This is a genomic window from Peribacillus sedimenti (assembly GCF_046237635.1).
Classification (GTDB): domain Bacteria; phylum Bacillota; class Bacilli; order Bacillales; family DSM-1321; genus Peribacillus; species Peribacillus sedimenti.
Window position 1 is genome coordinate 3966532 of sequence record NZ_CP143547.1, and the last position, 14044, is coordinate 3980575.

At 42.9% G+C, this 14044-nt stretch carries 11 protein-coding genes and 1 pseudogene; 2 read left to right on the forward strand and 10 right to left on the reverse strand.

Annotation, left to right across the window (positions count from 1 at the left end; all coding sequences use genetic code 11):
• Nucleotides 1–74 precede the first annotated feature (74 nt).
• From mnmA to cymR, 3 genes are all read right to left on the reverse strand, one after another.
• The gene (gene mnmA, locus V1500_RS19540; protein ID WP_409306051.1) at nt 75–1190 is read right to left on the reverse strand and encodes a tRNA 2-thiouridine(34) synthase MnmA; all 1116 of its coding nucleotides are present in this window, start codon (nt 1188–1190) and stop codon (nt 75–77) included.
• A 62-nt stretch (nt 1191–1252) separates the two neighbouring features.
• Nucleotides 1253–2395, reverse strand: coding sequence for a cysteine desulfurase family protein (locus tag V1500_RS19545; RefSeq protein WP_409301858.1), 1143 nt, complete (start codon nt 2393–2395; stop codon nt 1253–1255).
• A 246-nt stretch (nt 2396–2641) separates the two neighbouring features.
• Nucleotides 2642–3061 carry a cysteine metabolism transcriptional regulator CymR gene (cymR, locus tag V1500_RS19550; protein ID WP_409301860.1) on the reverse strand — a complete coding sequence of 140 codons (420 nt, stop codon included), beginning with the start codon at nt 3059–3061 and terminating at the stop codon, nt 2642–2644.
• 395 nt (nt 3062–3456) lie between these two features.
• Here cymR and V1500_RS19555 point away from each other — a divergent pair, with 395 nt between their 5' ends.
• Both V1500_RS19555 and V1500_RS19560 read left to right on the forward strand, forming a co-directional pair.
• Nucleotides 3457–4746, forward strand: a complete 1290-nt coding sequence (locus tag V1500_RS19555; RefSeq protein ID WP_409301862.1) for a replication-associated recombination protein A — start codon at nt 3457–3459, stop codon at nt 4744–4746.
• 735 nt (nt 4747–5481) lie between these two features.
• A pseudogene (locus V1500_RS19560) lies at nt 5482–6670 on the forward strand (MFS transporter).
• Between the two features lie 247 nt (nt 6671–6917).
• Here the strand turns inward: V1500_RS19560 and V1500_RS19565 are convergent.
• The 7 genes from V1500_RS19565 to V1500_RS19595 form a co-directional block, all read right to left on the reverse strand.
• Complete coding sequence (locus tag V1500_RS19565; RefSeq protein ID WP_409301864.1) at nt 6918–7823, reverse strand: AEC family transporter; 906 nt, start codon at nt 7821–7823, stop codon at nt 6918–6920.
• A 232-nt stretch (nt 7824–8055) separates the two neighbouring features.
• Complete coding sequence (locus V1500_RS19570; RefSeq protein WP_409301866.1) at nt 8056–8763, reverse strand: ABC transporter ATP-binding protein; 708 nt, start codon at nt 8761–8763, stop codon at nt 8056–8058.
• Entirely contained in the window at nt 8763–9542 is a 780-nt protein-coding gene (locus V1500_RS19575) for an ABC transporter ATP-binding protein (protein ID WP_409301868.1), read from the reverse strand. The genes V1500_RS19570 and V1500_RS19575 overlap by 1 nt, the downstream gene beginning before the upstream one ends.
• Nucleotides 9517–10491 carry a branched-chain amino acid ABC transporter permease gene (locus tag V1500_RS19580; RefSeq protein WP_409301870.1) on the reverse strand — a complete coding sequence of 325 codons (975 nt, stop codon included), beginning with the start codon at nt 10489–10491 and terminating at the stop codon, nt 9517–9519. Before V1500_RS19580 ends, V1500_RS19575 begins: the two co-directional genes overlap by 26 nt.
• A 13-nt stretch (nt 10492–10504) precedes the next feature.
• Nucleotides 10505–11383, reverse strand: coding sequence for a branched-chain amino acid ABC transporter permease (locus V1500_RS19585; RefSeq protein WP_409301872.1), 879 nt, complete (start codon nt 11381–11383; stop codon nt 10505–10507).
• Between the two features lie 126 nt (nt 11384–11509).
• Nucleotides 11510–12682, reverse strand: a complete 1173-nt coding sequence (locus tag V1500_RS19590; RefSeq protein ID WP_409301874.1) for an ABC transporter substrate-binding protein — start codon at nt 12680–12682, stop codon at nt 11510–11512.
• A 443-nt stretch (nt 12683–13125) separates the two neighbouring features.
• A complete protein-coding gene (locus V1500_RS19595; RefSeq protein ID WP_409306052.1) occupies nt 13126–13893 on the reverse strand; it encodes a ThiF family adenylyltransferase in 768 nt (255 codons plus the stop codon).
• Nucleotides 13894–14044 lie beyond the last annotated feature (151 nt).

Below are 14044 nucleotides of genomic sequence, written 5' to 3' on the forward strand. Positions count from 1 at the left end.
AAAACTCCCATGGCAGGCGTACGATGGTGCTTATATGAGAAGAATCCCAACCACTATAGTTGGGATTCTGACGATTAACCTACATAGGTAAGCCTTTCTCCATCTTTAAAAACCTCATCAATTGTACCGCCGCCGAGGCAGACCTTTCCATCATAAAACACGACAGCCTGTCCCGGGGTTACCGCACGTATCGGTTTGTCGAAGATTACTTGCGCATTTCCGCCTTCCGTCACTTTCACAGTTACCTTATTATCTTCCTGGCGGTAACGGAATTTGGCTGTACAGGATAAATCGGTATCAGGTGCCTTGTCTGATACCCAGCTGACATTTACTGCATTGATGGAGGTAGAATATAGCTTTTCATTATCAAAGCCCTGCCCTACATAAAGAATATTTTCCTTTAAGTCCTTTCCGACCACAAACCACGGATCACCGCTTCCGCCTATTCCAAGTCCATGGCGCTGGCCGATAGTGTAATACATTAGACCATCATGCCTTCCCATAACTTCGCCGTCCAAGGTTTGCATATCTCCTGGCTGTGCTGGCAAATAATTGCTTAAGAACTCCTTGAAATTTCTTTCCCCGATGAAACATATCCCGGTAGAGTCTTTCTTTGCAGCGGTAGCAAGCCCAGCTTCCTTCGCGATCTCGCGAACCTGTTTTTTATCAATGTGGCCCAAAGGGAACATTACCTTTTCCAGCTGGCTTTGTGTCAGCTGGTTCAGGAAATAGGTTTGGTCCTTGTTCTCATCAGCACCGCGCAGCATTTTGTACTCTCCATCGCGATATTCAACCTGAGCATAATGGCCAGTAGCTAAATAATCCGCTCCAAGGCTGACTGCATGCTCTAGGAAGGCTTTGAATTTAATTTCCTTATTGCACATGACATCCGGGTTAGGTGTGCGGCCAGCTTTGTATTCGTCAAGAAAATAAGTAAAAACCTTGTCCCAATATTGTTTTTCAAAGTTCACAGCATAGTAAGGAATTCCAATTTGATTGCAGACCGCTATCACATCGTTATAGTCCTCTGTGGCTGTGCAAACACCGTTCTCGTCTGTGTCATCCCAGTTTTTCATGAAAATCCCTACCACATCGTAGCCCTGATTCTTTAACAACAAGGCTGCAACAGAGGAATCCACTCCACCGGACATCCCTACGACGACCCGGGTATCCTTAGGTGCTTTGTTCATCATGTTTAATCCCTTCAATCAATATATTTAAAGCATGCGCTTCAATTTGTGTTTATAGACGGCTATTTTACAAGCCTATTTACGATTTTAACCGTTTCATGCGCAGTATGTCTTATATCTTGCTCAGATACACCAAAACCGAAACTAAACCGGATTGAATTTTTTGTCCGTTCCGAACCTTTTCCAAACATTGCAACAAGCACATGGGACGGGTCTATTGAGCCAGCTGTACAAGCTGAACCGCTTGAAACGGATATTCCAGCCAAGTCCATGTTAACAAGCATTTGTTCAACGTTCGTTCCTGGAAAGCTTATATTTAAAACATGTGGAAGTGTATGTTCGACAGAACCATTTATTTCATACTTGATGCCTTCCTGGCTTAAAATGGAAGTCAACAGTTTTTTAAAGCCGCTGTACTGGCTGATTTTTTCAGCCATGCTTGCCTGAGAAATCCGGACGGCCTCTGCAAAACCCGCTATCGCAGGCACACTTTCGGTTCCCGCCCGCCGTTTGCGTTCCTGTTCCCCGCCATGCATCCGAGGCTGGTACTTAATCCCTTCCTTCATATATAAAAAACCGATGCCCTTAGGACCATTTATTTTATGGGCTGACACCGATAACGAATCGACCGCGAGCTCCTTTACATCAATCCGTACCAAACCATACGCCTGTACAGCGTCGGTATGGAAAAATGCCTGATGCTCCTTTAAGATTTCTGCAATTTCGGCTATTGGCTGAATGGTTCCGATTTCATTATTGCCATACATGATGGATACAAGGATTGTATCATCTCTCAACGCAGAGTTAAGATCCTCTACAGAAACTAAACCTTCTTCATTTACTGGAAGATAGGTAACTTCAAAGCCAGACTTTTCAAGAAACCGGCATGTATGTAAAATGGCATGATGTTCAATCGCGGACGTAATGATATGCCTTCCATTATGCTTATATGCCTCAGCTATTCCGATAAGCGCAGTATTATCAGCCTCAGTGCCGCCGCTGGTAAAAATGATTTCATTCCTTGAAGCGTTGATGCTGCGTGCAATAATATCCCTTGACTCATCCAGCACATGTCTTGCTTCCCTGCCAAAGGCATGAATGCTGGACGGATTGCCGAATTGATTTGTCATGACATCCATCATTCTCTCAATCACCTTCGGATGCATAGGCGACGTAGCTGCATGATCTAAGTAAACTCTTTTCATTCCGAACCTCCTAAAAGAAAAGCGCAAGCGCGCTGTTCAGCCCCGACCAGCATAAGACACAACTCGCAGGAAAGGCCTGCCTTCCGGAGAGGGGTGGCTTATGACCTCGAGGGGCTGGGCGCTGGAGCTAGACATCAATCCAAGTTAATAGTGTAACTCTGTTTCATAAGAAAAGCGCAGGGCGCCCTTATATTAAAGGACGCCGGCATTCAGGTAGTTACTAATAATATGTCCATTGAACTTTTTTTAAATATAGAACATATAAGAATCCTGTTGTTCCATATCGTTATAATTGGCCAGGTCTTCCAATGTTGTGTTATCAAGAACATCCTTAACCGCATCCCTGATTCTGATCCATAACTGGCGTTTAACCGGCTCTTCGTCTTCGATCCCTTCCACCGGTGAAATTGGCCCTTCCAGTACGCGTATAATATCCCCGGATGTAATTTCCCCCGGGTCTCTCGCCAACACATAGCCGCCATATGCACCGCGGATACTTTTGACTAAACCTGCATTCCTTAGCGGGGCAATCAGCTGCTCGAGGTAATGCTCTGATAAATCATGAGTTTGAGCGATGGTTTTTAAGGAAGTAGGCCCCTCACCATGTTTTTTAGCAAGTTCGATCATGATGGTCAAACCATATCGTCCCTTTGTCGAAATCTTCATTTTCCTACACCTCAATATTCTATTTAGAAGTTTAAAGAACATATTTATATGAATCAATTAAATGAAAAATAATATTTAGGCATGTGCATTATAGCATAATCCTGCCGGAGATGCATGAACATAGAATGGAATGCCTCAGCCGCCTGGCTCGATATGCGGGATGTATCGGACATTATGCATATCGCAAATGCACTTATTTCAATTCATTTTGGTTTAACGCAAAAAGTAGTATAATTCTCATTATAGCCTTAAATTTGATGTTTCAGTGATTGTTTTCCTGAAACGCAGGATGTACGTACAATAATACTATACCAGCAAACCCAAGGCACCATTAGAGGTTTCTTGATTTTATCACCAAATACAAACGGTTCATTCCATTATGGAGTCGATGAAATATGAATATAAAACCACTGGCATTCCGCATGCGCCCACAATCAATCGAAGAAATCATCGGCCAGCAGCACTTGGTCGGTGAAGGAAAAATAATTTATAGAATGGTAAAAGCAAAGCAGCTTTCATCCATGATCCTTTACGGTCCTCCCGGAGTTGGTAAAACTTCGATCGCCAGTGCGATTGCGGGAAGTACCAAATATGCCTTCAGGACATTGAATGCCGTTACGAACAATAAAAAGGATATGGAAATCGTTGCCCAGGAAGCAAAAATGTCAGGAAAGGTCATTCTGCTTCTTGATGAAGTGCACAGGCTCGATAAAGCTAAACAGGACTTCCTGCTCCCATATCTTGAAAACGGAATGATCACATTGATCGGTGCGACAACCAGTAATCCCTATCATGCCATCAATCCCGCCATCAGAAGCCGATGTCAGATTTTCGAGTTAAAGCCCCTCAATGAAGAAGAGATAAAAGAGGCACTAAACAGAGGTTTGCATGATGAAAGCAGAGGGCTTGGGAAATATAACACAGCTGTTTCACAGCAGGCGATCGAGCATCTTGCAAAGGCAGCCAACGGAGATGTAAGGAGCGCCTTGAACGCACTTGAACTTGCCGTAATCTCCACAGAACCTGATGAGAGTGGGACAATCGCAGTCGACGTGACAACAGCCGAAGAATGCATCCAGAAAAAGAGCTTTTCACACGATAAAGATGGAGATGCTCACTATGATGTCCTGTCCGCGTTTCAAAAATCTATTCGCGGAAGCGATGTAAATGCAGCCCTCCATTATCTCGGGAGATTAATAGAGGCAGGGGATCTTGTCAGCATTGCCCGAAGGCTCGTTGTCATTGCTTACGAGGATATCGGATTGGCAAACCCTCAGGCAGGGCCTAGGGCTTTGGCAGCTGTGGAAGCAGCAGAACGTCTTGGTTTCCCCGAGGCACGAATACCTTTGGCCAATTCCGTAATTGAACTTTGCCTCTCTCCAAAATCCAATTCGGCATATAAAGCATTGGACATGGCGCTGTCTGATATTCGCTCAGGATTGTCCGGAGATATCCCGGATCACTTGAGGGATGCTCACTATAAGGGTGCTAAAGATCTTGGAAGAGGTGTTGATTATCTTTACCCGCATGATTATGAGTCGGGTTGGGTAAAGCAGCAATACCTTCCTGAAAGACTAAAAGGCAGGAAATATTATCTTCCAAAGAAAACCGGCAAATTCGAACAGGCACTTGCCGGTATCTATGAAAAAATTGAAGGCCCGGATGCTGTTTCCCGACGGAAATAGCCCGGGTCTTTTTTTGTTTAAACCTCTTGAAATAAAATAATTTATATATTGGCTTCCATTGAGGAGCATTTTTTTATCGTTTTTTATCTAAATTTCTTTCAGCGAATCCTGTTTTAGCGTCCTCTCTACATGTGAGGACATTTTTTCCAACAGACTTTTAAATGTTGTGATACATAATGTGTTTTTTTGTCAAGAAAAAGCGATATTCTTTTTGTTTCATTTACAATAAAAGGCGGTATAAAGGTAGTAAATAAAAATTATTCAGACTATTTTTTAAGGGAGTGTTATGGATGAAAATCAAAGCGGGAAGTTGGAGAATGTTGACCGTACAGGACAAGTTATTTATTTTAAAGGCAGTAAGTGATAGCTCAAAAATGAAAATGGGCGTATAAATGGCAACTAGATGCCCGATATTGCCAAACCTTACTTTTTTTGATTATAAACCATAGCTTAGCCAGGAGTTCCTCGCTCTCAGCTAAGCTATTTTGCTGTCTTTTTTCATTATTCATTCCTCCTCGCCTGCAAATCAATATGCCATACATTTAAAAATCCCCTTTATACAAGTTAATAATTAGCCTCTCGAAATTATATCCTGTAAAATATATACAAATACTTTCTCTGCCTATTCAAGAAGATTATGAATATCTCTGCACTATGCAGCAGGCATTAAACGGTGTTTCGGCAAATGAGTTAGTGGTTAGAATAGGTACAACCATCTTAATAAGGAGAGGCTTTATGGGCAATCATTTAACGGCAGCAGCTCCAAACATGAAGGAAAAAATTTGGACGAGGGATTTTATCTTCATATGTTTGGCGAACTTCTTTATCTTTTTAGGATTTCAAATGTCATTGCCAACCATCCCCCTTTTCGTTAAACATCTTGGCGGCAATGAACAAATGATCGGTTACATTGTAGGGGCGTTTACATTTTCGGCTTTATTGATTCGTCCCTATGCAGGGCATGCATTGGAGTCAAGAGGCAGGAGAATCGTATACATAACAGGCCTTGCCATTTTTGTTCTGTCCGTCGGATCATTCGGCTTCATTGCCAGTATATATGTACTGTTTGCACTTCGCTTTATCCAGGGAGCCGGCTGGGGTTTCTCGACAACAGCCTCAGGCACGATTGCCACTGATATCATTCCTGCCAACAGACGCGGAGAAGGAATGGGGTATTATGGACTATCCGGCAATCTGGCACTTGCCATGGGGCCGTCATTAGGACTAACGCTTGCTGATAAAATCAACTTTTCGCAATTATTCCTGATCTGTGCAGCACTGGGTGTTGCTGCGATATTCATGTCATCGCTCATCCGTTATAAAAAGGTAGAAACACACGCCAATACACAGACAGTCAAATGGGACATTTATGAAAAAAGTGCCCTGCCGCCGTCGGTCCTTTTGTTCTTTATTACTACTACATTTGGGGGAATGGCTGCCTTTTTACCGCTGTACACCGCCCAAAAGGACATTTATGGGATTGAATGGTATTTTCTGATTTATGCAATTGCATTGCTGATTACCCGGACCTTTGCCGGACGGCTATATGACAAGCATGGCCACCGGGCAGTCTTTGTGCCTGGAGCTATTCTTATATTGACCTCCATGTTGCTGTTGACGTGGCTTCCCAATACTTCTGTTTTATTTATTGCGGCCTTTTTATATGGATTCGGATTTGGTATGATTCAGCCAGCCTTAATGGCCTGGTCGATAGAAAAGTCCCCTAAGCACAGAAGGGGGATGGCAAACGCAACATTCTTTTCGTTTTTTGATTTAGGCGTAGATGTTCTGTGCAGTCTTATTTGGCCAAATCGGGCATGCATTTGGATACAGCAGCATTTATATGACAGCAGCCACTTCCGTTCTTATTTCTATTGTGATATATCTAATCATAATTAGAAACGACCGCAGCCATACTGCCTGAGCATCAGAAAAGCGGAAGCGCCCTGTTTGAAGACCCTAGGCTAATTACTGCCACATGTTGAAGGTCAGCTTAAAGCGACACCAGCGAGCCTTGCATCTTATTTACCCAATCATATGGGGCCTGATGACTTCGGCACTTGTACATCGTGTACGTCCAGCTAGACATCAGCCTAAGTGAAAAAATTTATTCGTTCTTAATCAACTATAAAAGGGTTCGCTCGCCTGCTGGCGAATGAACCCTTTTTAGCTCATTTTAATACGATCATAAAGATAATTGGCAGCGTTGCCAGACTTAATGTTGTACTAATGAAAGTGGCACCGGAGACAAAATCCGGCTCTGTATCATACTGCAACGCGTACATTGTTGTATTTGCCGCAGTGGGCATAGCCGCCATAACAATCATAATTTGCTTAACCATATCATCGATAGGCATCAAAAACGTTAAAATATATGCGATTACAGGTGAAATAGCAAGCTTCAATACAAGAGAAATCGATACCTTTACACGTTCAATATTCCTGATGGATATTTTAGCAAGCTGCATTCCTAAAGTCAGCATAACCGTTGGTATCGCAGCATTAGCCACCAAATCTACAGCTGACAAAACGGAGGCACTCAATCGAATATGAAAATATTGAAATAAATAGCCAGCGATCGCTCCATAAATGATAGGCATTTTTTTTACCGCGTTTAATGCGGATTTTACTCCGTTTGCTGTTGGGCTTCCCTTTGCTGCGTAATACACTCCCACCGTACACATGACAAGCTGCTGGATCACCATAAGAATGATGGCGTAATCCAGGCCGACCGCTCCAAACAATAGAAACACAACAGGAGTTCCATAGTTGCCATTATTCATAAACGAGGAAGCCAGGATCATTCCACAAGTTTCAGCCGTTGAATATTTCTTCATATACGAAATCATATAGACAAGCGCTACAAGCGCTAAACAAAGCCCCAAACAATAGATTAGCATATACAGATAATCTGAATCGAATTTTGCCGTATAGAAGGTTCGGAAAACCAGCACAGGTGACATTAAATATAATGCCATGGCTGAAATGGTTTTGGTGTCAAACTGTAATTTTTTTTGACCGATATAACCGAGTAAAAATATTCCGAATATTGGAAGGAGTACACCTAAAAAGCCCATCTGATTCACCTCTGATCTCTCATGTACAAATTATACTACATCCATAACGAAAGACAGCCTGTTTTTGTCTGAAAATAACTACTTTTAGACAAATGGCGCAGTTGACGGAGGAACTGCTGAATGCTAATTTGATGGCGCTGACTTGCTATGAAACCGGCATACACTGAAAAAAGCAGCGAGAGGGCATGATTGTAGCCCTGATCGCTGCTTTTTACTATATAAACTATAAGATTTAGTGGCCGCCAAGATACGCCATTTTGACCTGTTCACTGGAAGTTAGTTCTTCCGCATCGCCGGAAAGGACAATCCTGCCTGTCTCCACAACATACGCCCGATGAGCGATGGACAGCGCCAGGTTAGCATTCTGTTCAACAAGTAAAATTGTTGTACCCGTCTCATTGATTTCCTGGATAATCTTAAAGATGGTTTTCACCAGCAAGGGAGCAAGGCCCATCGAAGGTTCATCCATTAATAGAAGCTTTGGCCGCGCCATTAGCGCGCGCCCCATTGCCAGCATCTGCTGTTCTCCCCCAGATAAAGTACCAGCTTGCTGCTTCAGTCGTTCCTGTAAACGTGGAAATAATTCATAGACTTTCTCCTGATCCTTCTTAATGCCATCCCGATCCTTCCTAAGATAAGCGCCTAACTGCAGATTTTCTTCCACGGACATATTGGCAAATACTCGCCGCCCTTCCGGTACATGAGAGATCCCCTGCTTAACGATTGTTTGGGCAGCCTTCCCCCCTATGGATTTTCCTTCATACAAAATCTTTCCTTGCTTGGGCTTAAGAAGGCCGGATATCGTTTTTAACAATGTACTTTTTCCCGCTCCATTGGCACCAATCAATGTAACAATTTCTCCCTGGTTAATCTCAAGAGAAACACCTTTTATTGCTTGAATGTTCCCATAGTATACATCGATTCCTTCTACCTTAAGCATTAAGAAACCTCCTCGCCTAGATACGCTTCAATTACTTTTGGATTATTCCTTATTTCTGCAGGCGTACCCTGTGCGATCAGCTGGCCATGATCAAGAACATAAATCCTCTCGCAAACCCCCATCACGAGAGGCATATCATGCTCAATCAGCAAAACAGTAAGATTGAACTTCTCCCTAATCAAGGATATTAAGTTCATCAATTCCTTAGTTTCCTGGGGATTCATGCCTGCCGCTGGTTCATCCAAGAGCAATAATTTAGGATTTGCAGCCAATGCCCGGGCAATTTCTAAACGCCGCTGCTGTCCATATGGCAGATTTTTTGCTTTTTCATGCATATATTTATCCAAATTGAAAATTTTCAGGAATTCCACAGCCTTTAGATGCATTTCCTGTTCACCGGAAAAGTGGACAGGAACTCGGAAAATGGAACTGAATATCGTATGCTTGGCAAGCGAATGATAGGCAACCTTAACATTATCGATGACAGACAGCTCACTGAACAGCCTGATATTCTGGAAAGTCCGGCTAATTCCTTTTCTGGTAATCTTATATGGTGCAAGTTTATTCAACTTTTCTCCGTTTAAAGAAATACTGCCCTCAGTGGGTACGTAGACACCGGTAAGCAGATTGAAAAAGGTCGTTTTGCCTGCACCATTAGGGCCAATAAGACCTACCAGCTCCCCTGGATACAATTCTACATTAACGCCTGATACCGCTTTGAGACCGCCAAATGTAATACCGGCATTATCAACCTTAAGCAACGGTGTGTTGGTTTCCATCCTTTGGCCCCCCTCCGATGTTTTTGCGTTTCTTGAAAAATGATGTTAGTTCCTTGGTGCCCATTAGTCCCTGTGGACGGTATAGCATCATGGCGATTAGCACAAGGCTGTATATAACCATACGGGTTTCTGCATAATCTTGGAGATATGTTGAAACAATTGTAAGCAGGATTGCCGCAATCACAGCTCCGGACATGCTTCCCAGGCCGCCAAGAACAACGAAGATCAATATATCGAAAGACTTCAAGAAGCCAAAATTTGAAGGCTGGATGATATAGAAGTTATGAGCATAAAGTCCTCCTGCAATTCCTGCGAAAAAGGATCCGATAGCAAAAGCGATTACTTTGTAATATGTGGTGTTGATCCCCATCGCATCCGCTGCTGTCTCATCTTCTCGAATCGATATACAGGCTCGTCCATGCGTCGAATTTGTGAAGTTATTAATCACTACAATCGTAATTAGGGCGCAGAAGAAAACCCATGGCCATTCTGTAAATTTTGAAACTTGCATGCCGGATGCCCCGCCTACATAATCAATATTTAAAAATACGATTCTTACAATCTCACCAAAACCAAGAGTAGCGATTGCCAGATAATCTCCTTTAAGACGCAAGCTCGGGATTCCGATGATAAGCCCTGCAAGCGCAGCTACAACGCCCCCGACTACTATTGCCAGAAAAAAAGGAAGCTCCAGCTTCATAGTCATAATCGCCGATGAGTAAGCCCCTACTGCAAGAAAGCCAGCATGACCAATCGAAAACTGTCCGGTTATACCGATAATCAAATGCAGGCTGACTGCAAGCATAATATTAATTCCCATGAAATAAAGAGTATTGACATAGAAGATATTCAAAAATCCGCCAGATATTAATAACTGGACTACAGCAAAAAATATTAATGATAAGATAATCGAGAGCCAAAAACCTTTTGCTTGCTTGAAAATATTCATCGCTTTGTCTCCCCTATACTTTTTCTCGTTTGTTTTTTCCGAATAATCCTGAAGGCATAAATATCAGAATAAGGATAAGTACAACGAAGGCTACGCCATCTCTCCATAATGAATAGCCTGCTGCGGAAACAAGAGCCTCAATTACGCCGAGCAGCAGGCCTCCGACCATGGCTCCAGGGATGATGCCTATTCCCCCTAAAACAGCTGCGACAAAAGCCTTTAAGCCTGGAATTACTCCCATCAAAGGCTCGATCTTTATGTAATAGGTCCCAAAAATTACTCCTGCAGCACCGGCAAGAGCCGATCCAAGCGCAAACGTGGCTGAAATCGTGTTGTTCACATTGATTCCCATCAGCTTAGCAGCTTCAGCATCAAAGGAAACCGCACGCATTGCTTTCCCAATTTTGGTCTTATGTACAATGAATTGCAGGATGACCATTAACGCTACAGAAACACACAGGATGAAAATAGCCTGGCTGTTAAACGAAACTCCTAATATTTCTATCTTTTCTGAAGGCAGGACATTCCCTGGATATGCTTCCGGCTGTGCACCGCGGAAATATATGAAGCCATACTCAATTAAAAGGGAGACACCGATCGCCGTAATGAGAGCGGCAATCCTTGTGGCATTACGCAAAGGCTTGTACGCAATTCTCTCGATGACCACTCCAAAGACTGCACACACTGCCATCGATAGAAGCAAAGCCGGAAAAAAGGATAAATCCAAAATTGTGATAGAATAAAAACCAACGAACGCCCCCACCATAAATACATCGCCATGTGCAAAATTGATGAGCTTCACAATACCATATACCATGGTATATCCGAGAGCGATCAGGGCGTAGATACTGCCTAGAGAAATTCCATTTACCAGCTGTTGCAACAGTTCCATTTTCGACTCTCCTTGAAAAACCATATTTTTGAAAACAGGCAGCAAATCTACCAGTCCATAAAACCTCGAAAAGGGGGGTGATCCCCCCTATTCGAATTGTCATATTAAAGTTTTGAACTAGCCGTGTTACGGATTGATCTTTGTCTTGAACTGCTGCTCCCCATTAACATATTCAAGGATAGAAGCAGATTTTATCGGATCGTGTTTCTCATCCAGAGTAAGTGTTCCGGAAACTAATGCAAGGTCCTTTGTCTCTTCTAAAGCATCCCTGATTTTCTTAGGATCAGAGCTTCCAGCGCGCTTGATTGCGTCGGCAACGAAATAGGCTGTATCATAGCCAAGAGCCGCAAATGCATCCGGAGTTTTATCTTTGTACTTCTTCTTGAATGCTGTGACAAATTTTTGGATCTTTTCATCCTTGTCCCCAGCGGAATAGTGGTTTGTAATGAAAGTATTCTTTAGAGCTTCTCCACCAGCGATTTCTACAAGCTTAGGAGAATCCCAGCCGTCTCCGCCCATGAATGGAGCTTCAATTCCGGCTTCACGTGCTTGTTTGATAATCAATCCTACTTCTTCGTAGTAACCAGGCAAGAAAATGAAATCAGGATTGGCTGATTTGATGCGTGTCAGCGTGGCGCGGAAGTCTGTATCCTTCGCTACATATGCTTCTTCCGCAACAATTTTGCCCCCGTTTTTAGTAAAGGCTTCTTTAAATGCTGCAGCAAGCCCCTTGGAATAATCGCTTGCCGTATCGATGAAGATTGCCGCGTTCTTCGAGTTCTTCTCTTGTGCGGCAAAGTTTGCAGCTACCGTCCCCTGGAACGGGTCGATGAAACAGGTCCTGAATACATAATCATAAGGCTTGCCATCTTTGTTGGTGATGGCCGGGTTTGTCCCAGTAGGAGTAATCAAAGGGATTTGATTATCCTGGGCTACCTGCACCTGTGCCAATGTATTCGTACTGGTCGCAGCACCTACTATGGCCGCCACCTTATCCTGGCTTGCCAGCTTCACTGCTCCGCTTGTTGCCTCGGCTGCTTCTGATTTGTTATCAAACTTCACCAATTTCAATTTTTTTCCATCGATACCATCTTTGTTTATTTCCTCAAATGCAAGCTCCATCCCTTCAACAACGGATTGACCGTACGAAGCAACCCCGCCGGACAGTTCTACGTTCGCACCGATTTTGATTGTATCTCCGCCCTCAGAACCCCCGCTCTTTGCTCCGCCGCATCCAGCCAACAAGCCGGCAGTCAATGATAACGACAAGACAATTCCAGAAACCTTCTTTAACCTCACCTTAAGCCCCCCTTAAAATTCTTTTTTTACTGCATACCTAGATATGTACGAAAACTAATAAGTCATGCAGCCATAAAAACAAAAAATAAAAACATTAAAAATAAAAATAATATTCTGAAAAATAGTTTATCTTATTTCTTCCATTTCGTCTAGATAGTATTTTTAAATATACATGATTTGTTTTATTTAGGGGAATCTGCTATTGCACGTATGTGCTGGAGATTAGCATGGTGAAGCATTAAAGTGGGAGGCCACGTTGCGGTTCTTAACCTGCCAGAAGAGTTCTATGTCTGTAAATTTTTACAAAAAACTTTGTTAAGATAATATATACAGGTAGTGATATATGGATTATACAGTTGTGCTTTTATGGGTTCAGATAATCCTTATCACTTGATTACAACTCAAAAAACCAGAGCTTTTAATGGCCCTGGTTTTGCGTGTAATTATTGTTCATCACTTACGCGTGAAATCTTGATGTCTTTCAGGATTTCTCGCACTACCCAGCTTGCAGCGATCAGCCCTGCAACTGAAGGTACAAACGCATTGGACGATGGCGGCATTTTTGCCTTCCTGATTTTCGCTTCGTCATTCCCTACTTCCTTGCGAACATCCTCTCGAATGACAATCGGGCTTTCATCCGAAAAAATGACCGGGATCCCCTTACGGATGCCTTCCTTTCGCAGCTTGGTACGGATTACCTTTGCGATTGGATCTGTATGAGTTTTGGAAATATCCGCAATCATGAATCTTGTAGGGTCCATTTTATTGGCGGCTCCCATACTTGAAATCATTGGAATATTTCGTTTCAGGCATTCTTTCATAAGGTGAATTTTATAAACAATTGTATCCGAAGCATCGACTACATAATCCAGCCCATAGCTGAAGAACTCCTCATAGGTTTCTTCTGTGTAAAACATCTTTAAAGAAATAACTTCACATTCTGGATTAATATCTTTAATTCTCTCTTTCATAAGGTCTGCCTTATGCTGGCCAACAGTTGATAAGAGGGCGGGAAGCTGCCTGTTGATGTTTGTAATATCTATATCATCCTTATCGACGAGTATCAAGCGGCCGACTCCCGACCTTGCCAGGGCTTCCACTGAGAACGACCCTACTCCTCCCACGCCCAATACAGCTACTGTAGTATTCCTTAAAGCATCCAGGCCCTGTTTTCCAATGGCCAATTCATTCCGAGAAAATTGGTGCAGCATCATATTCAACTCCAAGTTAAAAATCTCAATATATATTACCATTCCCAATCATGAATATAACATAAACATCGGTAAATACAAGTATATCTAAGGGGTCGAGTATAATTAGAGCGCCGCAGACACAAAAAAGCCTATGCAATCGCATAGGCTG

Bases quoted from the DNA above. Each gene is read 5' to 3' on its own strand.
- cymR (WP_409301860.1), bottom strand. From the start codon at position 3,061: ATGAAGATTTCGACAAAGGGACGATATGGTTTGACCATCATGATCGAA.
- V1500_RS19585 (WP_409301872.1), bottom strand. From the start codon at position 11,383: ATGGAACTGTTGCAACAGCTGGTAAATGGAATTTCTCTAGGCAGTATC.
- V1500_RS19575 (WP_409301868.1), bottom strand. From the start codon at position 9,542: ATGGAAACCAACACACCGTTGCTTAAGGTTGATAATGCCGGTATTACA.
- V1500_RS19570 (WP_409301866.1), bottom strand. From the start codon at position 8,763: ATGCTTAAGGTAGAAGGAATCGATGTATACTATGGGAACATTCAAGCA.
- mnmA (WP_409306051.1), bottom strand. From the start codon at position 1,190: ATGAACAAAGCACCTAAGGATACCCGGGTCGTCGTAGGGATGTCCGGT.
- V1500_RS19545 (WP_409301858.1), bottom strand. From the start codon at position 2,395: ATGAAAAGAGTTTACTTAGATCATGCAGCTACGTCGCCTATGCATCCG.
- V1500_RS19580 (WP_409301870.1), bottom strand. From the start codon at position 10,491: ATGAATATTTTCAAGCAAGCAAAAGGTTTTTGGCTCTCGATTATCTTA.
- V1500_RS19595 (WP_409306052.1), bottom strand. From the start codon at position 13,893: ATGCTGCACCAATTTTCTCGGAATGAATTGGCCATTGGAAAACAGGGC.
- V1500_RS19555 (WP_409301862.1), top strand. From the start codon at position 3,457: ATGAATATAAAACCACTGGCATTCCGCATGCGCCCACAATCAATCGAA.
- V1500_RS19565 (WP_409301864.1), bottom strand. From the start codon at position 7,823: ATGGGCTTTTTAGGTGTACTCCTTCCAATATTCGGAATATTTTTACTC.